At 70.8% G+C, this 23,550-nt stretch carries 22 protein-coding genes; 14 read left to right on the top strand and 8 right to left on the bottom strand.

The annotated features are described in order from the left end of the window. Positions 1–112: 112 nt before the first annotated feature. Positions 113–1,795, top strand: coding sequence for a methylmalonyl-CoA mutase (locus ACIBK1_RS18080; RefSeq protein ID WP_396736227.1), 1,683 nt, complete (start codon positions 113–115; stop codon positions 1,793–1,795). Here the strand turns inward: ACIBK1_RS18080 and ACIBK1_RS18075 are convergent. Further along, the gene (locus tag ACIBK1_RS18075; protein WP_396736224.1) at positions 1,792–3,183 is read right to left on the bottom strand and encodes a pyridoxal phosphate-dependent decarboxylase family protein; all 1,392 of its coding nucleotides are present in this window, start codon (positions 3,181–3,183) and stop codon (positions 1,792–1,794) included. The genes ACIBK1_RS18080 and ACIBK1_RS18075 overlap by 4 nt on opposite strands. Positions 3,184–3,249: 66 nt before the next feature. Between ACIBK1_RS18075 and ACIBK1_RS18070 the strand changes: the two genes are divergently transcribed. After that, the gene (locus tag ACIBK1_RS18070; protein WP_197042839.1) at positions 3,250–3,717 is read left to right on the top strand and encodes an Lrp/AsnC family transcriptional regulator; all 468 of its coding nucleotides are present in this window, start codon (positions 3,250–3,252) and stop codon (positions 3,715–3,717) included. A 36-nt stretch (positions 3,718–3,753) separates the two neighbouring features. Here the strand turns inward: ACIBK1_RS18070 and ACIBK1_RS18065 are convergent, their stop codons facing one another. Then, entirely contained in the window at positions 3,754–4,260 is a 507-nt protein-coding gene (locus tag ACIBK1_RS18065) for a DinB family protein (RefSeq protein ID WP_396736221.1), read from the bottom strand. Between the two features lie 129 nt (positions 4,261–4,389). On the opposite strand from ACIBK1_RS18065, the gene ACIBK1_RS18060 reads away from it, so the two are divergent. From ACIBK1_RS18060 to ACIBK1_RS18050, 3 genes are all read left to right on the top strand, one after another. Beyond that, complete coding sequence (locus tag ACIBK1_RS18060; RefSeq protein ID WP_030510944.1) at positions 4,390–5,307, top strand: tetratricopeptide repeat protein; 918 nt, start codon at positions 4,390–4,392, stop codon at positions 5,305–5,307. A gap of 237 nt (positions 5,308–5,544) precedes the next feature. Continuing rightward, positions 5,545–6,954: an NAD-dependent malic enzyme gene (locus ACIBK1_RS18055; RefSeq protein ID WP_030510943.1), complete on the top strand. Its 1,410-nt coding sequence runs from the start codon at positions 5,545–5,547 to the stop codon at positions 6,952–6,954. 102 nt (positions 6,955–7,056) lie between these two features. Next, complete coding sequence (locus tag ACIBK1_RS18050) at positions 7,057–7,632, top strand: YqgE/AlgH family protein (protein ID WP_030510942.1); 576 nt, start codon at positions 7,057–7,059, stop codon at positions 7,630–7,632. A 101-nt stretch (positions 7,633–7,733) separates the two neighbouring features. Here ACIBK1_RS18050 and ACIBK1_RS18045 read toward each other — a convergent pair whose 3' ends face one another. Next, on the bottom strand, positions 7,734–9,128 hold the full coding sequence (locus ACIBK1_RS18045) for a cellulase family glycosylhydrolase (RefSeq protein ID WP_030510941.1): 1,395 nt from the start codon (positions 9,126–9,128) through the stop codon (positions 7,734–7,736). Between the two features lie 260 nt (positions 9,129–9,388). Here ACIBK1_RS18045 and ACIBK1_RS18040 point away from each other — a divergent pair, with 260 nt between their 5' ends. Then, complete coding sequence (locus ACIBK1_RS18040; protein ID WP_396736217.1) at positions 9,389–10,441, top strand: leucine-rich repeat domain-containing protein; 1,053 nt, start codon at positions 9,389–9,391, stop codon at positions 10,439–10,441. 63 nt (positions 10,442–10,504) lie between these two features. Here the strand turns inward: ACIBK1_RS18040 and ACIBK1_RS18035 are convergent, their stop codons facing one another. Further along, positions 10,505–11,146: a TetR family transcriptional regulator gene (locus ACIBK1_RS18035; protein ID WP_396722734.1), complete on the bottom strand. Its 642-nt coding sequence runs from the start codon at positions 11,144–11,146 to the stop codon at positions 10,505–10,507. A gap of 135 nt (positions 11,147–11,281) precedes the next feature. Between ACIBK1_RS18035 and ACIBK1_RS18030 the strand changes: the two genes are divergently transcribed. From ACIBK1_RS18030 to ACIBK1_RS18005, 6 genes are all read left to right on the top strand, one after another. Continuing rightward, positions 11,282–12,847, top strand: coding sequence for an MFS transporter (locus tag ACIBK1_RS18030; protein WP_030510938.1), 1,566 nt, complete (start codon positions 11,282–11,284; stop codon positions 12,845–12,847). Positions 12,848–12,932: 85 nt separating this feature from the next. Beyond that, positions 12,933–13,193, top strand: coding sequence for a DUF3039 domain-containing protein (locus tag ACIBK1_RS18025; RefSeq protein ID WP_030510937.1), 261 nt, complete (start codon positions 12,933–12,935; stop codon positions 13,191–13,193). Positions 13,194–13,264: 71 nt separating this feature from the next. Further along, positions 13,265–14,656, top strand: coding sequence for a zinc metalloprotease (locus ACIBK1_RS18020; protein ID WP_396736214.1), 1,392 nt, complete (start codon positions 13,265–13,267; stop codon positions 14,654–14,656). Between the two features lie 187 nt (positions 14,657–14,843). Next, positions 14,844–15,752, top strand: coding sequence for a hypothetical protein (locus ACIBK1_RS18015; protein WP_396722738.1), 909 nt, complete (start codon positions 14,844–14,846; stop codon positions 15,750–15,752). A 496-nt stretch (positions 15,753–16,248) separates the two neighbouring features. Beyond that, positions 16,249–16,782 (top strand): hypothetical protein, encoded by a 534-nt coding sequence (locus ACIBK1_RS18010; RefSeq protein WP_156081141.1) that lies wholly within the window; start codon positions 16,249–16,251, stop codon positions 16,780–16,782. Positions 16,783–17,153: 371 nt separating this feature from the next. Next, entirely contained in the window at positions 17,154–18,908 is a 1,755-nt protein-coding gene (locus ACIBK1_RS18005) for a DEAD/DEAH box helicase (protein WP_030510933.1), read from the top strand. 67 nt (positions 18,909–18,975) lie between these two features. Here the strand turns inward: ACIBK1_RS18005 and ACIBK1_RS18000 are convergent, their stop codons facing one another. The 4 genes from ACIBK1_RS18000 to ACIBK1_RS17985 all read right to left on the bottom strand — a co-directional run bounded on the left by ACIBK1_RS18000 (position 18,976) and on the right by ACIBK1_RS17985 (position 22,644). Continuing rightward, a complete protein-coding gene (locus ACIBK1_RS18000) occupies positions 18,976–19,704 on the bottom strand; it encodes a hypothetical protein (RefSeq protein ID WP_197042838.1) in 729 nt (242 codons plus the stop codon). Between the two features lie 269 nt (positions 19,705–19,973). Continuing rightward, on the bottom strand, positions 19,974–20,618 hold the full coding sequence (locus ACIBK1_RS17995; protein WP_396736210.1) for a hypothetical protein: 645 nt from the start codon (positions 20,616–20,618) through the stop codon (positions 19,974–19,976). Between the two features lie 114 nt (positions 20,619–20,732). After that, positions 20,733–21,305 (bottom strand): nicotinamidase, encoded by a 573-nt coding sequence (locus tag ACIBK1_RS17990; RefSeq protein ID WP_396736207.1) that lies wholly within the window; start codon positions 21,303–21,305, stop codon positions 20,733–20,735. 94 nt (positions 21,306–21,399) lie between these two features. Further along, positions 21,400–22,644 carry a nicotinate phosphoribosyltransferase gene (locus ACIBK1_RS17985; RefSeq protein ID WP_396737245.1) on the bottom strand — a complete coding sequence of 415 codons (1,245 nt, stop codon included), beginning with the start codon at positions 22,642–22,644 and terminating at the stop codon, positions 21,400–21,402. A gap of 90 nt (positions 22,645–22,734) precedes the next feature. On the opposite strand from ACIBK1_RS17985, the gene clpS reads away from it, so the two are divergent. Further along, positions 22,735–23,022: an ATP-dependent Clp protease adapter ClpS gene (gene clpS / locus ACIBK1_RS17980; RefSeq protein WP_030510928.1), complete on the top strand. Its 288-nt coding sequence runs from the start codon at positions 22,735–22,737 to the stop codon at positions 23,020–23,022. After that, positions 23,022–23,546 (top strand): DUF2017 domain-containing protein, encoded by a 525-nt coding sequence (locus ACIBK1_RS17975; RefSeq protein ID WP_030510927.1) that lies wholly within the window; start codon positions 23,022–23,024, stop codon positions 23,544–23,546. Before clpS ends, ACIBK1_RS17975 begins: the two co-directional genes overlap by 1 nt. The last annotated feature ends 4 nt before the right edge of the window (positions 23,547–23,550 follow it).

Below are 23,550 nucleotides of genomic sequence, written 5' to 3'. Positions count from 1 at the left end.
AACGTGTGACATGACCGCCGTGGAGGCGGGCGATCAATAGGGGACCGGTGGTGGCCGGATTTAATAGGACGTCCTAGTATCTTCTCGGAGAGTGAGACACGGGGAGGGACGCATGGAGCCGGACGCGACGGGCGCCGAGTCGGTCGAGGCGGGCAGGGCCCGCTGGCAGGCGCGATACGACGCCGCCTTCAAACGGGACCGTGAGTTCCGCACCCTGTCGGGGCTGGAGGTGGACCCCGTCTACGGGCCGCCCGGGGACGACCCCGGGTTCGAGCGCATCGGCTGGCCGGGGGAGTTCCCCTTCACCCGCGGCCTGTACGCCACCGGCTACCGCGGCCGTCCCTGGACCATCCGGCAGTTCGCCGGGTTCGGCAACGCCACGCAGACCAACGAGCGCTACAAGATGATCCTCGGCGCCGGGGGCGGCGGCCTGTCGGTGGCGTTCGACATGCCGACGCTGATGGGCCGCGACTCCGACGACCCCCGCTCGCTCGGCGAGGTGGGCCACTGCGGCGTGGCGATCGACTCGGCCCTCGACATGGACCTGCTGTTCGACGGCATCCCGCTCGGCGAGGTCACCACGTCGATGACCATCAGCGGGCCCGCCGTACCGATCTTCTGCATGTACGTGGTCGCGGCCGAGCGGCAGGGCGTGCCGGTGGGCAAGCTGAACGGCACCCTGCAGACCGACATCTTCAAGGAGTACATCGCGCAGAAGGAGTGGCTGTTCGCCCCCGAGCCGCACCTGCGGCTGATCGGCGACCTGATGGAGTTCTGCGCCGCCGAGATCCCCGCGTACAAGCCGCTGTCGGTGTCGGGTTACCACATCCGCGAGGCGGGGGCCACGGCCGCGCAGGAGCTGGCCTTCACGCTCGCCGACGGCTTCGGCTACGTCGAGCTCGGCCTGTCGCGCGGCCTCGACGTGGACGTGTTCGCGCCAGGACTGTCGTTCTTCTTCGACGCGCACATCGACTTCTTCGAGGAGATCGCGAAGTTCCGCGCCGCGCGGCGCATCTGGGCCCGCTGGATGCGCGACGTGTACGGCGCGCGCACCGAGAAGGCGCAGTGGCTGCGCTTCCACACGCAGACGGCGGGGGTGTCGCTGACCGCGCAGCAGCCGGACAACAACATCGTCCGCACCGCGATCGAGGCGCTGGCGGCCGTGCTCGGCGGCACCAACTCGCTGCACACCAACGCGCTGGACGAGGTGCTCGCGCTGCCGTCGGAGAAGGCCGCCGAGATCGCGCTGCGCACCCAGCAGGTGATCATGGAGGAGACGGAGGTCGTCAACGTCGTCGATCCGCTGGGCGGCTCCTGGTACGTCGAGGCGCTGACCGACCGGCTGGAGGCCGAGGCGGAGAAGACCTTCGCGAAGATCAGGGAGATGGGCGGCGACGGCACGATGACCGCCGGCATCCTGCGGGGCATCGAGGACGGCTGGTTCATGTCCGAGATCGCCGAGTCGGCCTTCGACTACCAGCGCAAGCTGGAGAAGGGCGACAAGCGGATCGTCGGCGTGAACTGCCACACCGCGAGCGTGGAGGAGCCGCTGGAGATCCTGCGGATCAGCCACGAGGTCGAGGTCGAGCAGCGCAGGGTGCTGGCCGGGCGGCGCGCCGCGCGGGACCGGGAGGTCGTCGACGCGGCGCTGGCCGCCCTGCGGGCCGCCGCCAAGGGCACCGACAACATGATCCCGCCCATGCTGGAGGCCGTACGGGCCGAGGCCACGCTGGGCGAGATCTGCGACGTCCTGCGCGAGGAGTGGGGCACCTACTCCGAGCCCGCCGCCTTCTAGGCGTCCCCGAGCGAGGCGATGCGGTCGAGGAGGGACTCCAGGGTCTTGTCGTCGGTGGCGGGGGCGATGACCGTCACCCGCAGGTGGCGAACGCCCCCGACCTCGGCCGAGGTCAGGTGGAAGGAGCCCTCCTCCAGCAGGGTCTCGCGGATCTCGGCCTGGTCGCCGTCGCCGTAACGGAAGCAGACGATGTTGCTCTCCGGCTCGTACGGGCAGTGGAAGCCGGGCCGCTCGCGGGCCAGCTCCCAGAAGCGGTGCGCGGCGGCGTACCGCTCCGCCACGTGCTCGCCAAGGCCCCGCTCGCCCCGCCAGGCGAGGTTGAGGAACACCTTCAGCCCGAGCGCGGCCTTGGAGCACTCCACCGTCCTGCCGATCAGGTCGAACCCCTGGTCGCCGTAGAACAGGTAGCTGGCCCGCTGCCGGAACGCCGCGTCGAGGTCGCCCTCACGCCGGACGAGCACGGCCGCCACGAGGCCGGAGGTGCGCAGCATCTTGTGCGCGTCCCAGATGACGGAGTCGGCCAGCTCCACGCCGTCGAGCAGGTGGCGGTGCTCCTCGCTGAGCAGCGCCGACGCGCCGTGCGCGCCGTCCACGTGGAACCACAGGTCGTGCTCGGCGCAGAACTCGCCGATGGGCCGCAGGTCGTCGTACAGGCCGGTGCCGGTGGCGCAGGCGGCCGCGACCAGGGCCATCGGCCTGCGCCCGGCCCGCCGCGCCCGGTCGAGCGCCTCGGGCAGCCGGGCCACGTCGATCCTGCCCAGGTCGTCCACGTCGAGCGGCACGACCGCGCGCTCGCCGAGGCCGAGGATGGCCGCCGCCCGGGTGATCGAGTAGTGCGCCGACGGCGGCGCGAGGAGGGCGAGATCGCCGGGCACGCCCTCGGTCCACGCGTCCGGTGCGGCCGCGGCCCGTGCGGCGAGCAGCGCGGTCAGGTTGGCCAGCGACCCGCCGTGGGTGAGCACCCCGCCGCCCTCGGGGAAGCCGACCTTGCCGAGCATCCAGCGCAGCACCTCGAACTCGACGGTCGCCGCCGCGGCGCCCATCTCGTAGATCGCCATCGGGTTGTTGATCGCCCCGTGGACGAAGTCGGCCAGCGCGGCGGGGAAGTCGGGCGCGGCCGTCTGATGGGCGAGGTAGGCCGGATGGTGCAGCCGCGTGCCCTCCACCAGGTAGGTGTCGAGCCATTCCTGGTAGCTCTCCGGGGTCATGCCGCCCTCCCGGATCCAGCGGGCGAGCCCGAGCCGCCCGGCCAGCTCCCCGGGCGGTCTGCGGCGGATCACCGGCGCCGTCCCGTCCTGGCTCTCCCGGACGTACGCGGCGAGGCCCTGGACGGTCACCTCGGCGGCGTGGACGAAGTCGTCGATATCCCAGGCGTGATTCGGGGTCATACCGCGATGATGGCCTCAGTGGACGCTCGTTCGCCATATTCACCGAATCGACCAAGGAAAGAGGCCGTGAGCGCCGAACTGGATTCGACCGACAGGAAGATCCTGGAGCTGCTGCAGAAGGACGCGCGGCTGCCCAACAAGGATCTCGCCGAGCACGTCGGCGTCGCCCCCTCCACCGCTCTCGAACGCGTACGGTCGCTGCGCCGGCGCGGCCTGATCACGGCCTTCCGTGCGGAGGTCGACACCCAGGCGCTCGGACGGCCGCTGGAGGCGCTGCTGGCGCTGCGCGTGCGGCCCCACACGAGCCAGCTGGTGGACCCGCTGCGGGCGTTCGTGCTCGGGCTCCCCGAGACGATCGCGCTGTTCCACGTGGCCGGCCCGCAGGACTTCCTGGTGCATGTCGCGGTGCCCGACGCCGACCACCTGCACCGTCTGGTCCTCGAACGCATCCTGGTCCGCCAGGAGATCGTCCATCTGGAGACGACGCTGATCTTCCGTACCGAGCGCAGGACCGTCCAGGGCCCGGTGAGCTGAGGAGACGGGCCGGCCGAAGGGCGGTGACGGCCGGTCTCAGACGCCCACGGTCCCGTCGACGCCCTCACGCAGGAAGTCGGCGTGGCCGTTGTGCCGGGCGTACTCATGGATCATGTGCAGCATCACCAGCCGCAGCGACACCTCCTCGTCCCACCGGGGCGCGTAGGCGACGACGTCGAGCGACTCCGCCGCGCGCTCGATCCTGCGGGAGTGCTCGACCTCCGCCTGCCAGGCGGCGAAGGCCTCCGCGCCGGTGGACCCGCTCGGGTCGTACGCCGCCTGGTAGTCGTCCTCCTCCGACCAGACGAGCGGCACGTCCTCCTTGCCGATCACCCGGCGGAACCACGCGCGCTCGACCTCGGCCATGTGCCTGACCAGGCCGAGCAGCGTGAGCGTCGACGGCGGCATCGACCTGCGGCGCAGCTCCTCGTCCGACAGCCCGTCGCATTTCAGTGCGAGCGTGGCCCGGTGGTAGCCGAGGAACGCCCGGAGCATCTCGCGCTCACCGGCGACGCTCGGCGGGCCGATGCGTTCTACTGCCATGTCCTGCTCCTTCTATATGGCGATTTGTGCGCCGTTCACCCTACGACGGGCGCCGGCTCGCCCCGATCACCGGAGGAATGGGGCGGGGATCGCACGGATCACGCGGGCGCGTACGGCAGGATTGGGGGTATGGCAGCGGAGTTCTCTCGACCTGGATCGCTCTACGGCGCCGTGGACCTCGGCGCGCGCAAGCAGGCACTCGAGGCCCAGGCGCGGCGTGAGGCCGCCGGGCCGTCCGGAGCCGCCTCGGCGGACGTCATCGAGGTGACCTCGGCCACCTTCAACGCCGAGGTGGTGGAGCGCTCCCTGAGCGTTCCCGTCATCGTCGAGGCGACGGTGACCAGGGCCGAGCAGGTCCGGCAGTTCAGCGGCGTGATGGAGAAGCTGGCCGCGGAGGCGGCGGGCTCGTGGGTGCTGGCCAGGGTGGACGTGGAGGCCGACCCGCAGCTCGCCCAGGCGCTGCGGATGCGCGCGGTGCCCACCGTCTATCTGGCCTTCCAGGGGCAGCTCATGCCTCTGTTCGAGGGCCCACTGCCCGAGTCGCAGCTCCGGCAGGCGTTGGCGCAGGTGTTCGAGCAGCTCGGCGTGGAGCTGGCCGACGCGCCGGGCGAGGACCAGCCCGACGAGCCGCCGGTGGACCCCGAGCTCCTGGCGGCCGAGCAGGCCGTGGAGAAGGGCGACCTGGACGCCGCGGCCGCGGCCTTCGAGCGTCTGCTGGCGCGGTCGCCGTCGGACGAGGGCGCGAAGATCGGCCTCGCCGGTGTCGGGCTGCTGCGGCGCACGCAGGACCTCGACCCGGCCGACGTGCTGCGCCGGGCCGCGGAGAGTCAGGACGACGTGGACGCGCAGACCCAGGCCGCCGACGTGGAGATGGTCAGCGGGCAGGTGGACGAGGCGTTCGACCGGCTGGTCGCGCTCGTACGGCGCGCCCGGGGCGCCGACAGGGACAAGGCGCGGGTTCATCTGCTGGGGCTGTTCGACGCGCTGCCCGCCGACGACCCGTCCGTCTCGCGGGCGCGCAGGGCGCTGGCCAGCGCGCTTTTCTGATCGGTTCCCGCCCGCGCCCGTCGGCCCCCTGCGGCACGGCGGCGCGCGGGCCGGGCGCGACGGGTGGCGGGACGGCACGGACACGGGCTGAAACACCCCGCGGGGGATGGCACGATGGATAGCACCCATGAGCCGTCCAGCCGGATGCGCGAGCGTGGCCGCCCACGCGGAGGCCGCGCCCCACTGGAGCAGCCGGGAGAGCACGGCCAGGCATCACCCGCAAAGGAGCGGATAGACGTGGCCACCGTGCCCAGCGTGTCCTACTCGATCACCGTGCGCCTCGAGGTGCCCGCAGGGGGCAAGGCGGTCAGCCTGCTCACCCACGCGGTGGAGAACGCGGGCGGCGTCGTGACCGCCCTCGACGTGACCAACGCCGGTCACGAGAAGCTCCGCATCGACGTGACGTGCGCGGCCAAGGACGCCGACCACGTGCAGGCGATCGTGGACAGCCTCGGCGCGGTCGAGGGCGTCGCGATCCACAAGGTCTCCGACCGGACCTTCCTCATGCACCTCGGCGGCAAGATCGAGATGCAGTCGAAGGTCCCCCTGCGCAACCGCGACGAGCTGTCGATGGCCTACACCCCGGGCGTGGCGCGGGTCAGCCTGGCGATCGCGCGCAACCCGGAGGACGCCCGCCGCCTCACGATCAAGCGGAACTCGGTCGCCGTCGTCACCGACGGCTCGGCCGTCCTCGGCCTCGGCAACATCGGCCCCGCCGCCGCACTGCCGGTGATGGAGGGCAAGGCCGCCCTGTTCAAGCGGTTCGCCGGCATCGACGCCTGGCCCATCTGTCTCGACACGCAGGACGTGGACGAGATCGTCGCGACCGTGCGGGCCATCGCGCCGGGCTTCGGCGGCATCAACCTGGAGGACATCTCGGCGCCGCGCTGCTTCGAGGTGGAGCGGCGGCTGCGTGAGCTGCTCGACATCCCGGTCTTCCACGACGACCAGCACGGCACCGCCATCTGCGTGCTCGCCGCGCTGACCAACGCGCTGAAGGTGGTCGGCAAGGAGCTGTCCGAGGTGCGGATCGCGATGGCCGGCGCCGGCGCGGCCGGCACCGCCGTCCTGCGCCTGCTGCTGGCGGCCGGGGCGAGGAACGTCGTCGTCTGCGACTATCGCGGGGCGGTCCACCTCGGCCGCGACGACCTGGACGACTCGCTGCGGTGGATCGCCGAGCACACCAACGGCGAGGGGTACGGCGGCGACCTGCGCGGCGCGGTCAAGGGCGCCGACGTCTTCATCGGCGTCTCCGCGCCGGGGATCCTCACCGGGGACGACATCGCCGCCATGGCGAAGGACGCGGTGGTGTTCGCGCTCGCCAACCCCGAGCCGGAGGTCTCCCCGGACGACGCCCGCGAGCACGCGGCGGTCGTGGCCACGGGCCGGTCCGACTACCCCAACCAGATCAACAACGTGCTGGCGTTCCCGGGCGTGTTCCGCGGCCTGCTCGACGCCCAGGCGAACGGGATCACGCTGGAGATGCTCCTTGCGGCGGCCCGCGCGCTGGCCGCGGTCGTCACGAGCGAGGAGCTCGGCCCCAACTACATCATTCCCAGCGTCTTCCACCCGGACGTGGCCAACGCGGTGGCGGCGGCCGTGCGGGAATCGGCCGGAGGCAGGGCCCGCGGCTTCACCGAGGCGTGATCGATTCACCGGTCGGTGACGCCGCCGTCACGATCGGTAACATGACGCGGCAAACCGGGGTCGGCGTACACGAATCCGCAATCCTCCCTCATGATGGGATGTATGGCGGAGGCGATCTACGTCGGCGGGTTGCTTGTAGCGACGCCACTGCTCGACGACCCCAACTTCCGGCGTAGCGTCGTGCTCGTCCTGGAGCACGACGAGGACGGCGGCACCCTGGGTGTTGTGCTCAACCGGCCCAGCGAGATCGCCGTGACCCAGGTCTTACCTTCGTGGGACGCCCTGGTAACGGGTCCTCCGGTGCTGTTCGAGGGGGGCCCGGTGCAGACGGACAGCGCGCTCGCGCTCGCCGTCGTGCTCAGCGGCGAGGAGCCGCTGGGCTGGCGCCGGCTGCAGGGCAGGGCGGCGGTCTCGCGCCTCGGCACGGTGGACCTCGACGCGCCCCCCGAGATCCTCGCGGGGGAGATCTCCCAGATGCGGATCTTCGCGGGCTACGCGGGCTGGACCGCGGGACAGCTCGAGAGCGAGCTCCAGGAGGGCGCCTGGTACGTCGTGGACTCCGAGCCGGGGGACACCTTCCACGCGGACCCGGCCACGCTGTGGCGCACCGTGCTGCGCAGGCAGAAGGGGGACCTGGCGCTGGTCGCCACCTTCCCCGACGACCCCCTGCTCAACTGATCCCCCGGCGCGCCGGTCCTGGCGCGTCCGTCCCGGGCCGGCCGTGTCGCGCGGAGGCCGGGCGCGGGGAGCGCGCCCGGCCGTGGGTGGGACGCCGCGTGTCAGCTCGCGGTGCAGCTCACCGCCGGCACCCCGTTGGCGCCGTTCCAGGAGCCGAGGAACCCGAACGAGGTGGACGCTCCGGCGCCGAGGCCGCCGTTGTAGCTCACGTTCCTGGCGGTTATCGACGACCCGTTCGACGTCACCGTGGCGTTCCACACCTGGGTGATCGCCTGGCCGTTGGCGTAGGCCCAGGTCACGGCCCAGCCGGAGATGGCGCTGGAGCCGGCCTTGACGGTCACCTCACCCTGGAAGCCGCCGCCCCACTGGTTGGTGACCGTGTAGGTCGCCGCGCAGCCCTTGGCGCCGCCGGGGGACGGGCTGGGGCTCGGGGACCTGCTCGGAGAGGCGCTCGGAGACGCGGACGGGCTGGGGGAGGCGGACGGGCTGGGAGACGGGCTCACCGGCGGCTGGCCGCTGTAGATCGTCGCCTCCTTGGCGGTCGACTTGACGCCGTTGGCGCCGTTGAAGAGCCGCTGGCCCCACGAGGTGAGCTGGCTGACGTTGAAGTTCGTCACCTGGTCCAGGTATTCGACGCCGCCGCCGTTGCCGCTCCACGACCAGCCGAGGTAGCCGACGCCCCGCGACTGGGCCTGCGACATGATCGTGTCCTCGTCGGGGTCGCCGTCCGAGTGCATGTTGCCGAACTCGCCGATCACCAGCGGCAGGCCGGCGGTCTGGAACGCCTGGAGGTAGCCGGTGACCTCGGCCGCCGTGTCGAAGACGCCGTACATGTGGATCGAGAAGACGGTGTTCTTCTGGGGGTCGCTGTCGAAGACCGAGGCGGCGTTGTCGCGCATGACGAACTGCCAGTCCTGGCCCCAGTTGGGCGCGTCGACCATCAGCAGGTGCTGGAATCCGGCCGCCCGCATCCTGCCGATCGCGCTCTTGGTCGCGCTGGTCCAGGCGGACGGGCTGTTGTTGCCGTACGGCTCGTTGCCGATGTTGATGACGACGTAGTTCTCCTGGCCGGTCAGCACGCTCTTGAGACCGACCCAGTAGTCGACCGCCTGGTCGAGCGTGTACGCGCCGCTCTGCTCGCCGTATCCGGTGGTGTCGTGGTTCTCCAGCACGCAGATTAACCGGTTCTGCTTGCACAACGCGATGACGTTGGCGACGTCGCTCGCGGCGTTGGCCGTCCAGCGGCCGCCGCTCAGCACGACGCGGACGGTGTTCGCGCCCAGGGACTTGATGTTCGCGAACGAGCTCGTCTGGCTCGGGAACCAGGTGTGGGCGTGGCTGGTGCCCCGCATGATGAACTGGTTTCCGTTGGCTTCGAGGATCTTCGTGCCGCTGACGTGGAGTCCGGTCGCGGCCTGCGCGCTCTGGGTCATCGCGAGCACTGACGTCAGGAGGGCGAGGAGGGCCGCGCCCGCGGCGATGAAACGTGTTCTCATTCTGTACCTCGGGTGGGGGGATCGGCGCCGGTGGAAGCGCCGAACGCACGATAGGCAGGGGGAGGCGGGGCCGTACAGGAGACGGCTCTTGCGGTGCTCTTTGACGGGCCCGCCCCTACTGAACCGGTTCTGCTGCGCGTGCCATCGGACCAGCGCGATCTCCTGCCGTAGGCCCTCACCTGGGCCGTGTCACCCAGATGAAACGTTCACCGGACGGTCGCTGCGCGTGGGCGCGGAGGCCGTCTGTAGAGTCGGCTGCCATGCCCGATCTCGGTCTGCCCGATCCCGGCGTGCCCGATCCTGGTGAGCCCGATCCCGGCGTGCCCGATGTCGGTGCGCCCGATCTCCGCTGGGCGCCTCCGGGCGCCGTGCGGTTCGCCGGCGGGGTGCCCGTCGCCCTCGTGGCGCCCGGTGCGGGGCTGCCGTCGCTGCCCGCGGCCGTGGGCGACATGGCGACGCTGCGCCGCATCGACCTCGACGGGAACGCGTTGACGACCCTGCCCGGCTGGGTCGGACGCCTGGAGCGCCTGCGGGTCCTGCTGCTCTACGGCAACCAGATCGCGGCCATCCCGCCGGAGGTGGGCCGTCTCGCCGCGCTCGAACACCTCAGCGTGGGGCGCAACGCGCTGACCGCGGTGCCGGACGCGCTGTGGCGGCTGAGCCGGCTGCGGTCGCTCAACCTGGCGGAGAACGAGATCGCGGACCTCCCCGCCGGACTCGGCGGCCTTCGCGAGCTGCGCATGCTCGACCTCGGGCACAACCGGCTGCGCGAGGTGCCCGCCGAGATCGGCGATCTGCCCCGCCTCACGGACTACCTCTACCTGAGCGACAACGGGTTCACCTCGGTGCCCGCCTCGCTGGGGCGGCTCGACCGGCTCGGCTATCTCAACCTCGCGGAGAACCGGCTGGCAGCGCTGCCCTCGTCGATCGGCGGCATGGCCGGCCTGCACGAGCTGCGTGCCCACGACAACCGGCTGACCACGCTGCCGGAGACGATCGGCCGTCTGACCGGCCTGCGCGAGCTGCACCTCAGGAACAACCGCCTCGCCGCGCTGCCCGAGTCGCTCGGCGGCCTGCGGGCGCTGCGCCACCTGGACCTGCGCGGCAACCCCCTGGAACGGCTGCCCGGCGCCGTCGTACGCCTGACCGAGCTGACCCACCTCGACCTGCGGGCGACCCGCCTCACCTCGCTGCCCATCGGGCTCGCGGAGCTGCCGCGGCTGGAGAAGCTCGACCTGCGCTGGGTCAAGTTCGACGAGACCCCCGCCTGTGTCCGCCCGCTGCGCGAACGCGGGTGCGTCGTCCTGCTGTGAGGACGGCTCCGAGGACGACTCCGAGGGCGGCGGTGCGGGCTGCTGTGCGGACGTTCCGGCGCGTCAGCCCGCTGCCGCGGCGGGCTGGGCCGTGCCGGAGCGTACGGGCAGGTCCCAGCCGGGGCACAGGGAACGCTCGGCCAGCGTGAGCAGATCCTCCAGCCGCCGCGCCAGTATGGCCGGGTCCTGCGTGCGCTCGTCGAAGCAGGCGAGGGCCACGCTGACGAAGACGGCCACGATGAACTGCGGCTGGAGGTCGCACGGGTCGGCTCCCAGCCTGCGGGCCACCTCGGCGACCAGCCTGCGCTCGTTCTCCTTGATCAGCCGCATGGTCCCGGCGAGCAGGGCGGGTGTGGAGTGCACGACCTTCTGGCAACGCAGGTACCTGCCCGTCTCCGCGTCATCCGCCTCTCGTAGCATCTTCAGCAACGAGCGCATCGCCTGACACAGGGCGGTGAACGGCGACTCCGACTCGGGACGTGAGACCAGCTCGGCGAGGAGCATCCGCTGCTCGTCGGCGGTCAGCGAGAGCGCCACGTCCTCCTTGGAGGCGAAGTACCGGAAGAACGTCCTGGGCGACACCTCCACCTCGGCGGCGATCTGGTCGATCGTCGTCGCCTCGTAGCCCCTGGTGAGGAAGAGGTCGAGGGCCGCGTCGATCAGAGCGTCCCGCGTCCGCTGCTTCTTGCGTTCGCGTAGACCCATGGCGGTCACCTCCTCGAAACTGCCGGTTCACAAACTCTCAGTTGTCACAGTATGTCGGATAAAAGGATTTGTCATCTGTCATCGACTGACATAAATTACTGCCGGTCGACACAGTGGTGCTAAGGGGGAATCTCCATGACTCAAGCCGTATCGGTGGATGCCGACGCGCCTCCAGGACGAGGCCAGGGGCATCCATGGCTCACGCTGCTCGCCGTCTCACTCGGCGTCATCATGGTCATGCTCGACGGCACGGTCGTGGCGATCGCGAACCCGGTCATCCAGGTCGAACTCAAGGCGACGCTGGCGGACCTGCAGTGGGTGACCAGCGGTTATCTGCTCGCGCTGGCGGTCTTCCTGATCACCGCCGGCAAGCTCGGCGACCTGTTCGGACACAAGCGCGTCTTCCTGATCGGCGTCGCGGGCTTCGCGCTGACCTCGCTCGCCATCGGCCTGTCGTCCTCGATCGGCGTGCTGATCGCGCTGCGGGTGCTCCAGGGACTGTTCGGCGCGCTGCTCCAGCCCGCCGCCCTCGCGTTGCTCCGGTCGGCGTTCCCCGGTGAGAAGCTCAACATGGCCATGGGGGCGTGGGGCGCGATCATCGGGCTGTCGAGCGCGGCGGGCCCGATCGTCGGCGGCCTCCTCGTGGAGAACGTGAGCTGGCAGTCGGTGTTCTTCATCAACGTGCCGGTCGGCGTGGCGGCGTTGGCGTTCGGGCTGTGGGCGCTGCGGGAGCGCAGGGCCAAGATGCTGTCCCGGGTCGACTGGCTCGGCGTCGTGCTGCTGTCCGGCGCGATGTTCGCGCTGGTGTGGGCCATCATCAAGGCCCCCGAGTGGGGCTGGGGCGACGCCAAGACGCTCGGCTTCCTCGCCGCCGCCGTGGTGGTCGGGGCCGTGTTCCTGTTCTGGCAGTCGAAGGTGAGCGAGCCGCTGCTGCCGCTGAGCCTGTTCCGCAACGCCTCGGTCTCGATCGGGACCGTTCTCATGATCCTCATGTCGTTCGCCATGTTCGGCGCGATGTTCTTCCTCACGTTCTTCTTCCAGGGCGTGCACGGGCTCACGCCGCTCGACTCCGGCCTGCGGATGCTGCCCATGAGCGCCGGCATGATCGTCGCCTCGCCCATCGCGGGCATCCTCATCGGCAAGCTCGGCCCGAAGATCACCATCGCGGGCGGCATGGTGATCAGCGCCTTCGCGATGTTCCTCATGTCGCGGCTCAGCGTCGAGGCCGCCTTCGCCGACAGCGCGATCCCGTTCGTGCTGCTCGCGTTCGGCCTGTCGCCGGTGTTCGTCGGAGCCACGGAGATCATCGTGGGCAACGCGCCGGAGGAGCTGAGCGGCGTCGCGGGCGGCGTGCAGAACTCCGCGATGCAGATCGGCGGCGCGCTCGGCACCGCCATCCTGGGCGCGGTCGTGTCCGCCAAGGTGGCCGACGTGCTGCCCGGGTATCTCGGCCCGGCGGCGGCCGCCGTCCCGCCCGCCCAGATGGAGGGCCTGAAGGCCCTGGCGTCGGTGGGTCAGGCCCCGCCCGGACTGACCGGCCCCGTGGCCAAGACGCTCGCCGACGCGGCGCACCTGTCCTTCATGGACGGCCTGCACCTCGGCTTCGTCGTGAGCACGGCGGTCGCCCTCCTCGCGGCGGCCCTGGCCCTGTTCGTCAAGGCCGGTCGCAAGACCGAGGGCGCCCCGGTCCACATGGGCTGACGTCCGGTCTCCTCCGTACGGCCTCCGCCACCCGGCGGGGGCCGTACGCGCGTCCGGGCCTGGTGCGGCTGCTCGCTCAGTAGACTTGGTATCCGTGAGCGGCACGAAGATTCTTCCCGAGAGCGACGTAACACCCCGACTCTCGCACGGCGACGGTGACCACGAGCGCTTCTCGCACTTCGCCGACAAGAACAAGATCACTGAGAGCTACGTCACCGGCGCGCCGGTGCGGGCGCTGTGCGGCAAGGTGTGGGTGCCCAGCCGCGACCCGAAGAAGTATCCGGTCTGCCCGGAGTGCAAGGAGATCTACGAGGGGTTGCCCAAGGGCGAACCGTCCGGCGAGTGAGTGTCGATCCGGGATCATCGCGTCCCCTGCGGCTAGGGTCTGCCTTCTGACCAGCCGTATCGGGGGAACGAATGGTTCGGCGACCCATCGCCGTCGTCCTTGCATGCCTCTATGCGCTGGGCGGCGCGTGCGCCGTCCCGGCGTCCGCCGCCTCCCGGGCGCCCGGTGGTCTCACCGGCGCCGCGCTGCGCGCATCGCCGGCCACCCGGCCCGACGCCTGCCTGGCCCGTCACACCGTTCCCAAGCGTCGGCACGGCCGTGCCCACGGTGCCACGCAGCGCCGGCACGGCGTGGGCGGGCTCACGCACGCCCCGGAGCCCCGTGAGCCGGGGCCGGACGAGGTCGCCCGGATGTCGGCCGACCTGGCCCGCAGACTCGGCACCGCGACGCCAAGAGAACCCACGACGCCGAGAGAAACCGCGCAGCCACGAGACGCCGCGCAGGCCGCAGTCACTCCGCCGCCGGGGGTGACGGCGCGGCCGGGGAGCGGGGTGGGCGACCGGCGGGTCGGTTCAGGGACAGTCGAGCGGATCACCGTCCCGGTGTGGGTGCACATCATCAAAGACCACGCGCTCGGCCTGCCCGACGCCGCCGTCTCCCGGCAGATCACCGCGCTGAACACCGCCTATTCCGGCGGGTACGGCGGCGCCGACACCGGCGTGCGCTTCGAGCTCAAGGGCATCACGCACACCGAGAACCGGAGCTGGTTCCGCGACCCTCTCGGCTATGAGGAGCCGATGAAGAAGAAGCTGCGGGTCGGGGGTCCCGAGACGCTCAACCTGTACATCGCGCAGCTGAGTCGGCTCGTGCTCGGCTACTCCACCTATCCGTACTGGTATGACGACGAGCCCGTGCTGGACGGCGTGGTGATCGACTGGCGGAGCGTGCCCGGCGGCCCGCTGCGCGACTTCGCCAGAGGCTTCACCGCCGTGCACGAGATCGGCCACTGGCTGGGCCTGCTGCACACCTTCGAGAACGGCTGCAAGGCCCCGGGCGACTCGGTGGACGACACTCCCGCCGAGGCCTACCCGACGAACGGCTGCCCTGCGAAGAAGGACACCTGCCCCGCTCAGGGCGGCGATCCGATACGCAACTTCATGGACTACGCCCAGGACCGCTGCATGCGCGAGTTCACCGCGGGCCAGGGCGTACGCGTCCACCAGATGTGGGACGCCTATCGCCGCCCCGGGCCGCAGAGGGCCGACGCGGGACTGCACAAGGCCGCAGCGGGTGCTCAGGCGAACGCCGCGAAGGCGCAGGCGGACGCCGCCGCCGACGGCGCGGACGCTCCCGGCGGTATCGCGAACGACCTCGCGAACGACGACACTGTGAGCGATCTCGGAAACGACCCCGCGGCCGACGCCGGGAACGACACTGTGAACGATCCCGGGAGCGGGACCGTGAGTGACCCTGTGCCGGGCCTCGCCGCCCAGGGCTCTGACAACCCCGCTGGCAACATGTAGGGCGATGGGGGATCATCAGGAGGAACAGGGCGATGACGAATCGGCTGGATCCGTTGACGTCGTGGCGCGGGGTGTGAGTAACTCCACAGCAGCGTTCATGGTCACGAAGCCTCGCGCCCGGCCCTGAGCGCCGAGTCGCTCGCCGGTTCCGTCCCACGTGCCCGGCCAGGCCGCCCGGGGAGGCTTTGTGGATGACCAGTGGACCCGCCGGGTCTGGCCACCCGCGGAGGAGGAGTCCCCGCCGTCCGGGCAGGGCCCCACTCGCCCGTACGGCGTTCCGGGCGGGTCGCCGCGGTCGTCCACGCAGCCCGCGTCCCCCCAGTGGCCCACCCGGCCGTACGGCGGCCCTGAGCCGGACCGGAATTCCGCCGAGGAGAGCCTCACCGGCCTGTACGGAGCGCCGGTCGCCGAGCGGCCGCAGGCCGGCCGCCCGGTCTGGCCCTCGCTGGGCCTGGAGTCCGCGGAGTCCGCGGAGCCCGAGGACGACCTGCCCCCGTCGGCCAGCCGCTACCGTGCGCCCGAGACGCCTCCCCGCCCGATGCCGCGGTGGCTGCGGCGCCTCCTCGTCGGCGGCCTCGCACTGGTCTGCTCGGCCGCCGTCATCGGCGCGGTGGTGGTCACGGTGCTGCACCGGGCCGAGAGCGCGCCCCCCACGGTGATCCACGACCAGATCGCCGGGGTCGCCTACACGTTGCCGCCGGAGTGGCGGGAGGGCGTGGTCGCGCCCGTGACCGGCTTCACCTCCGTCGCCGCGCGCGGAGACAGCGCCACGGTCATGGCCCGGGCCGGCGACCGGGTGGACCCGCCTAATCTGCGTTCGGCCGTCATCGACCTGAGCGATCTCTACACGCAGCTGCTGCTGCACGGCGACAAGGTCGAGGTGCTCGACGACCGCGCGGTCACCGTCGGCGGGCGGCCGGGCCACACGCGGGCCGTGCGGGCCGAGTACACCGACGTGGTGAACGAGCCCGCTTTCATGCGGGTGACCCTGCTGACCCGGCCGGATGGCGGCAGCACGGTCCTGCTCGGGCTGGCGCATCCCGACCGTCCCCAGTCGCGTGCCGAGATCGAGGGCCTGATGTGGGGAGCCCGCTGAGGTCACCGTCGATCTCGTCGACGCTGCTTCTGCTGTCCCGCGGCCGCGCGGTTCTGCGGTTCTGCAGTTCTGTGGCCGCGCCGTCCACTATGTCGGGAAATTCCCCATGTTGGATCATCCACATCGATATGAACGATGAATCGGGAAAGCAAGCGATATAGCGGCCCGTCTCTTTGTCGTGTACGTCCGATCGAATGCACATATCGGCGTGTTGGTCTTTTCTCCGCTGCTCGATCACGTGATAGCGGGAGATCCAGGTATTTTCCGTGCGGCTTTGAGATAGGCGTAGCATCTGTTTGCCCGTATCCGATAAGTGGCTCACTGCCCGCGTTTCCCCGGACAGGTATCTTCAATGTCGCATCGCACGAAAACGCGGTGACCCGGAAACACCAATTCTCACCATGGGGGGGAAATCAAATTGATTTCTCGTAGGAGCAGCTCGGCCTCTGGTTCGCGTGGCGCCGGTCGCCTGCTGGCGCGGGCCGCCGCAGTGGCCGTGACGTGCGCATCTGTGGCGCTGTCGGGTGCGGTCGCGGCGAGCGCATCAACGACGAATACCACCCCCGCCACGCAGGCGACGCCTCCGCAGGGCGGAGGGGAGACGAAGAAGTTCATTCCCTTCCCGAGGCTGGACGCGACGAATATCGTCACCGACTTCACGTTCGCCGCCGGTGCGACGACCATCGCCCCGACCGCCTCCCGGACTTTCACCGGGTCCGCGCGTAGGGGTCACGTGTTCGTCCACGACGGCAACAGCTGGACGGACCTCACGTCGGTCTTCGGCAACACCGGCTACTACTACGACATCGCCCTGGCTCCGACCACCAGCACGGCGGTCCCGGCCGGGGCCACCGGGGTCACGCTTCCCGGCACCGGTGCTGCCGCGGGCCGGGTGAGGGTCACGGTGCGGCGGGCGGACGGCGCGATTCTCCGCTCCGACTGCACGGTCAGCTCCCTCAGCGGCGGCGGGACGCTCGGCGCGTTCCTGCCGCTGGCCACCGCCAACTGCTCGGCCCCGCAGACGCTGTGACGGTCGGCACCGACTGACGACACCCAGGGCGGACAGCCCCGGGAGCCCGATGGCTCCCGGGGCTGTCCGCCCTCGTGTGCGAGGGCACCGGCATGCGGGGACGCGGCTACCGCAGGGAGCGTCTTCCGGCCGGTGAACGAACCGGAGCCAGGGAGAAGCAGACCGGGGGGCAGGATGCGCCGCGGTGGTGGGCTGGGGCGGCAGCGGCAGCGCACCGGCGGTTCTGATGTGCTCGACGCCACACCGGGTGAATTCCGACCGTGCTGCGTGTGCTCGGCGCGTCTTGTCGGTCCGGCGGGCTAGTCTGAATCCACTGTGAGGGAGCGAACCGATAGAGACATCAGTGTTCCGATGAGTTCGGGGAGGCGTCGTTGAGCGTTTCGGCCGCGTCCCACCTCTCCCCGTCCTACCCCGACAGAGCCGCCTGGGGCACCGCCCCGAAGCTGCGCGCATGGCAGCAGCAGGCCTACGACCTCTACTTCAGCCGCGAGCCGCGCGACTTCCTTACCGTCGCCACCCCCGGCGCCGGCAAGACGACGTACGCACTGCGGATCGCCAGCGAACTGCTCAGCCGCGGGGTCGTGCGCGCCATCACGATCGTCACCCCCACCGAGCACCTCAAGCGGCAGTGGGCCGACGCCGCGGCCCGGGTCGGGATCAGCATCGACCCCGAGTTCAAGAACAGCCAGGGCGCCACCTCGCGCGACTACATCGGGGTCGCGGTCACCTACGCGCAGATCGCCATGCACCCGGCGCTGCACCGGGCCCGCACCGAGGCGCGCAAGACGCTGGTGATCTTCGACGAGGTCCACCACGCCGGCGACGCGAAGTCGTGGGGCGACGGCATCCGTGAGGCGTTCGAGCCCGCGACCAGGCGACTCGGACTGACCGGCACCCCGTTCCGATCCGACGACAGCCCGATCCCGTTCGTCACCTACGTGGAGGACGGCGAGGGGGCGATGCGGAGCGTCTCCGACTACTCCTACGGATACGGCCCGGCCCTGGCCGACGGCGTCGTCCGGCCGGTCATCTTCCTGGCGTACTCGGGAGAGATGAAGTGGCGCACCCGCGCGGGCGACGAGATCGCCGCCACGCTTGGCACGCCGCTGACCAAGGACCAGCTCTCGCAGGCGTGGCGGGCCGCCCTCGACCCGAAGGGCGACTGGATCCGCCAGGTCATCCACGCGGCCGACCGGCGGCTCACCGAGGTGCGGCGGGGCGTCCCGGACGCGGGCGGCCTGGTCATCGCCTCCGACCACGAGGCGGCCCGCGCGTACGCCCGGCACATCCGTGCGGTGACCGGGGAGGGCGCCGAGGTCGTGCTCTCCGACGACCCGGGCGCCTCCAAGAAGATCAAGGACTTCGGCGTCTCCGACCGGCGCTGGCTGGTCGCGGTCCGGATGGTCTCCGAGGGCGTCGACATCCCCCGGCTGTGTGTCGGGGTCTACGCCACAAGCACCTCGACCCCGCTGTTCTTCGCCCAGGCCGTCGGGCGTTTCGTCCGTGCCCGCAAGCGGGGGGAGACCGCGTCGGTCTTCCTGCCCTCGGTGCCCGTCCTCATGGGCCTGGCGGGCGAGATGGAGGAAGAGCGCGACCACGTGCTGGGCCGCCGCCGCGACGAGGACGGCCTCGACGACCTCCTGCTGGAGCAGGCCCAGCAGGACAAGAAGCAGCCCGACGCGCTCGGCGACGAGCTGCCCTTCCAGACGCTGGAGGCCTCGGCGACCTTCGACCGGGTGCTGTTCGACGGCGGAGAGTTCGGCACCGCCGCCGCGCCCGGCTCGCCGGAGGAGGAGGACTTCATCGGCCTGCCCGGCCTGCTGGAGCCCGACCAGGTCGCCTCGCTGCTACGCAAGCGCCAGGCCGACCAGCAGGCGGCCAAGCGCAAGACCAAGAAGAGCGAGGAGCAGGCGCCCGCCCTCGCGCCGCACGAGCAGCTCGCCGAGCTGCGCAAGGAGCTGAACGGCCTGGTGGGCGCGTGGAACCACCGCACCGGCCAGCCGCACGGCGTCATCCACGCCGAGCTGCGCCGCGCCTGCGGCGGGCCCGCCATCGCCCAGGCCACCGCCGAGCAGGTCCGCGAGCGCATCGCGATGATCCGTAAATGGGCCACCCAGCGCAGGTGACGTACCAAGGCCCTCGGTTCGCCGTCTGACTAGGACAGCGCACCGAGGGCAGCACGTGAAGGCTTTGTCAGACCGAGCGTCGCGTGGGGTTGCCGTCGATCTCTGTCTCGGGGAGTTCCCTCTGGTCTGTCGGCCATGCCGTCGCGGACAGGGAGTCCAATCGGTCCACAATCAGTTGGAACATCGCGGCGTTGGTCCCCGCCATCGTGTCCACCTGGCGGCTGACCGCGTTGACCTGCTCAGTCAATGCGGACATGCCCTCGCCTAGGCCGTCCACCCGCTCAGTGAGAGTGCCGACGCGTTCGGAGAGGCCGTCCACCCGCTCGGTGAGAGTGCCGACGCGTTCGGAGAGGCCGTCCATCCGCTCGGTCAGGGTGTCGACTTGGGTGGTGAGACTGTCCATCCGGTCGGTCAGGGTGTCGACGCGGGTGGTGAGACCGTCGACGCGTTCGTTGAGTCCGTCGACTCGGGCGGTGAGGCCGTCCATCCGGTCGGTCAGGGTGTCGACGCGTTCGCTGAGTCCGTCGATGCGCCTATCCAGACGGCCGATCTCGCTGTCGATGCGGTCGAATCGGACAGTGACGACGGTCATCTGCCTCTTGAGAAGACTGACGTCGGCTCTGGTCTCCTCGGCGATCCGCTCGACTCGCATCAGGCGATCGCTCATCGCATCGATCTTGTCCCAACTCGGCTGCAGCGCGTCGTATGCGTGGGCTGCTGCCTGCTTGAAACAATCGACGCTCAGTTTCTCCATTTCATTCTCCAAGCGCTCGACGCGTTCTCTGAGTGTTCTCACGTTCGGTCCTCCGATGCTGCTAGCAACGTAGCCGAAGCTCGCTGGGGGGAATAAGAGCGCGGCAGGTGCGCGGAGGTAATTGCTATCAGCTCGGAGGCCGGCGGGATGAGAATGCGCGAGGCGGATTTTCTGAGGCTCCGTCAGCGGGGTGAGCATAGTTCGCTACCGGTGTGACGAATATTCACCTGGCTCCGCGTGTTCTGTGCGTCGTGTCCTCATTTCGTGCGATTGGTGAATGGCTCATCTTCAACCCCCGCCGCGCAGGTGCGCTACGAGGTGCGGGAGCGCAACGGGATCTTGTCGCCGGTTTGGCCGTTGATCGCCACGTAACGCCGGTGGCGCCGGGTGACCGTGCTGAGCCGGAGGCTGAGGGAGGCCATGCCCTGCTCCACGCGTACGGGAACGTTGTGCGCTCCTTCGTGCTGCCGCGCCTTCGCGCCCTCCTGCAGCCAGATGCGCAGCCGGCGCCCGGCCTGGTGGACGGCCACCGTCGCGACGTCGCACTGCGCGGATGACGCGGGCCAGTACACGGTGAGGCCGTGCAGGGCCCTGCCGTGGAACGACAGCCGTACGGCCTCGGGGTCGGGGACGCGGGAATCGCAGGCGGGCGAGCCTTCGGGCGCCGGGGACGGTGTCGCGGCCGCCGCGACGCCGGGGGACCGCACGGGCGCCACGTCCGCCGGCCGGCTCGCGTCGGCACGCGGGTCGCGTACGGCGACCGTCTGGGCGGGGACCCGGGCGGGCTCCTGGACGAACCCCACGGTCATCGTGACCGTCTGCAGGGCCGCCAGCGTCAGCGCGCCGGTGGCGCGGAGCGCGCCCCTGTGGCCGCGCCCGAAGAGCAGCCAGATGCAGACCGGGGTCAGGACGAGCCAGCTGAGGCCGAGCAGGAACGCGAACATCGGGGCCGCCAATCCACGAAGGGTCGTCGCTCTAGGTAATACACCCGTGACGCTTCGTGGTGAAGTCATTGACGTCCCAGGCCGCGCGTGTCCCGGCCCGGCCGCCCGGGTCGCCGGTTTTGCGGGTCAGGAGCGGAGGACCGGCTGCCCGGTGAGCTCCACCCCGGCCTCGGCGAGGCGGGTGAGCGCCGACTCGGTCGTCTCCCGGGCCACGCCGGCCGTCAGGTCCAGCAGGACCCGTACGGCGAACTCGTGGGCCGCCGCGTCGAGGGCGGTGGCCCGGACGCAGTGATCGGTGGCGATGCCGACGACGTCAACGGCCTCCACGCCGCGCTCGCGCAGCCACGCGGCCAGGCCCACGCCGTCGGCGGTGGCGCCCTCGAACCCGCTGTAGGCCGCCTGCCGCGCGCCCTTGCTGAAGACCTCCTCGACCTTCGCGGTGTCGAAGGCCGGGTGGAAGTCCGCGCCGGAGGTGCCGACCACGCAGTGCGGCGGCCAGGAGTCCACGAAATCGGGCTCGGCCGCGAAATGGGCGCCGGGATCGACGTGGTAGTCCCGGGTGGCGACCACGTGGTCGTACGCGTGCTCCTGGACATGGCGGCTGATCGCGGCGGCCACCTCGGCGCCGCCGCCGACCGGCAGGCTGCCGCCCTCACAGAAGTCGTTCTGCACATCCACGACGACGAGTGCGGTCTTCATGGGGTCACCTCACAGTGACGATCCTCAACGTGGCGATCCTCGACCTGGCGATCGCGGAGGACCGGCGTCGTCCTCATGCGCCGGTCCCCCGCGATCACTTGAAGATAGTAGGGACTGCGGGGTCTCCGGGGGAGAGGCTGCACGCCTCCAGTGGCAACTCGGCCAAAGTCGCCCGATGGCGGTCGCGGGCGGCCGCCAGGGGTTCGCGGCCGACGACCTTGCCGTCCCGCACGAGTTCGGCCAGCAGCGGGCGGTCGTCCGTCTCCGCCGGCGTCTCCATCGGCTCGCGGGTGACGACCTCGGCGGTCGCGGTGCCGCCGGCGGTCCTGCGGTAGGCCCACTTGCGCCCGCCGACGCTCGGCTTGCCCACGGACGCTTTGGCGACCGGCTGGAGCCGGCCTGTGTGGTCCTCCCGGGCGACGAGCTTGTAGACGAGGCTGGCCGTCGGATGGCCGGAACCCGTGGACAGGGCGGTGCCGACGCCGTAGGCGTCCACCGGCGCCGCGGCCAGCGCCGCGATCGCAAACTCGTCCAGGTCGCTGGTGACGACGATCCGGGTGCGGCTCGCGCCCAGCTCGTCGAGCAGGCGGCGCACCTCCACCGCCACCACCGCGAGGTCGCCGGAGTCGATGCGCACCGCGCCGAGATCGGGCCCGGCCAGCTCCACCGCGGTCCGTACGGCCTTCGCCACGTCGTAGGTGTCCACGAGCAGGGTGGTGCCGAGCCCGAGCGAGTCGAGCTGGGCCCGGAAGGCGTCCTCCTCCGAGTCGTGGAGCAGGGTGAACGCGTGGGCGGCGGTGCCGGCGGTCGGCACGCCGTACAGGTGGCCGGCCATGAGGTTGGAGGTGGAGGCGAAGCCGCACAGGTGGGCGGCCCTGGCGGCGGCGACCGCGGCGTACTCGTGGGTGCGGCGCGAGCCCATCTCGATGAGCGGCCGGTCGCCGGCCGCCTGGGCCATCCGCGAGGCCGCCGCCGCGATCGCGCAGTCGTGGTTGAGTATCGACAGGGCAATCGTCTCCAGCAGCACGGCCTCGGCGAACGTCCCCTCCACCACCATGATCGGTGAGCCGGGGAAGAACGCCTCGCCCTCGCGATAGCCGTACACGTTGCCGGAGAAGCGGTAGCCGGCGAGGAACTCGCCGGTGGGCTCGTCCACGATCCCGGAGGAGCACAGGAACTCGATGTCCTGCTCCTCGAAGCGGAAGTCCTCAAGCGCGTCGAGGAACCGCCCGGTGCCGGCCACCACCCCGTAGCGCCGTCCTCCGGGCAGCCGCCGGGCGAACACCTCGAAGACCGCCCGCCGATGGGCCGCTCCGCTGGCGAGCGCGGCCTGGAGCATCGTCAGTTCGTACCGGTCGGTCAGCAGGGCCGTGCCCGTGGTCGTGCGCACGTGTCGAAGACTACGACGGTCGTGGTGCAGGATGGGTACGTGGGTAGCACAGCTCCAACCGAGGTCGAGCGTCCGTCGTCGGACGTGCGTCCCGATCTGCCGTGGCTCACGATCGTGTGGAACGACCCGGTCAACCTGATGTCGTACGTCACGTACGTCTTCCAGACCGTGTTCGGCTATCCCCGCCAGAAGGCCGAGAAGCTGATGATGGACGTCCACCACAAGGGCAAAGCCGTCGTCGCCAGCGGCACCCGGGAGGAGATGGAGCGGGACGTGCAGATCCTCCATTCCTACGGCCTGTGGGCGACCGTCCAGCAGGACAGATGATGAGCATGGGATTCCGGGCGACGCGCGACGGGGTGGCCGTCCAGCTCGACGCGGGCGAGGTGTCGATCCTGCGCTCGCTGGTGTCGCAGGTGCTCGGCCTGGTCGAGCCGGGGGCCACCGGCGACGACCCGCTGGAGCGCGCCCTGGGCATCGGCTCCGCGGCCCCGCCGGCCGACCCCGTGCTCGCGCGGCTGTTCCCCTCGGCGTACTCGGACGACGACGACGCGGCGCAGGAGTTCCGGCGCTACACGGAGGCGACGCTGCGCGACGGCAAGCGGGCCGACGCGACCACGCTCCTGGAGACGGCGACGCCGGGCCATCTGACGCTGACGGCCGATCAGGGCCAGGCGTGGCTGCGGGCGATCAACGACGTCCGCCTCGCGCTTGGCGTGCGGCTGGAGGTCACCGAGGAGGTCCACGAGGAGATCTCCTCGATGTCCGAGGACGACCCCCGTTATCCGGCGTTCGTGACCTACGACTGGCTCACCTACCTGCAGGACACCCTTGTCAGGGCGCTTTGGTAGGTTT

It is taken from the genome of Microbispora rosea (assembly GCF_044460045.1).
GTDB classification, from domain to species: domain Bacteria; phylum Actinomycetota; class Actinomycetes; order Streptosporangiales; family Streptosporangiaceae; genus Microbispora; species Microbispora rosea.
The sequence above is the reverse complement of the archived record's forward strand: the minus strand, read 5'-3'. Positions and strand labels throughout refer to the sequence as shown.